1 pseudogene is annotated in these 289 nt (G+C 45.0%); it reads right to left on the bottom strand.

Annotation, left to right across the window (positions count from 1 at the left end):
- Positions 1–289: pseudogene (locus tag AAEY99_RS21320) on the bottom strand (hypothetical protein); the annotation flags it as partial.

The raw sequence follows: 289 nt of genomic DNA, 5'->3' as shown, positions 1-289 counted from the left end.
AGTCTATTCGGGTAATAAAGGTTTGCTCGTCATCCACAAAAGCTACAAAGCCGCCGTGATAGATAAATACCCGACCACGCCCCTCTACTAAGCAGGCAAGCTGTGGGTCCAAATCTTCTTCGTTACCCTGTCTTTGATATGTGCCTATATCGGTGATTACGCCGCTGAGAGTAGGCAAATATCTATAAGTTCGCTTTGCTTGATCAACCAGATTCAATTCGCTGGCGGTAGAGAAGCAAGAGGGTATCGTACCGGCTTCTTCGATAAACATAGTTTTCAGTTCTTCAAA

Source organism: Shewanella sp. S1-58-MNA-CIBAN-0166, from assembly GCF_040310085.1.
Classification (GTDB): Bacteria; Pseudomonadota; Gammaproteobacteria; order Enterobacterales; family Shewanellaceae; genus Shewanella.
The sequence above is the reverse complement of the archived record's forward strand: the minus strand, read 5'-3'. Positions and strand labels throughout refer to the sequence as shown.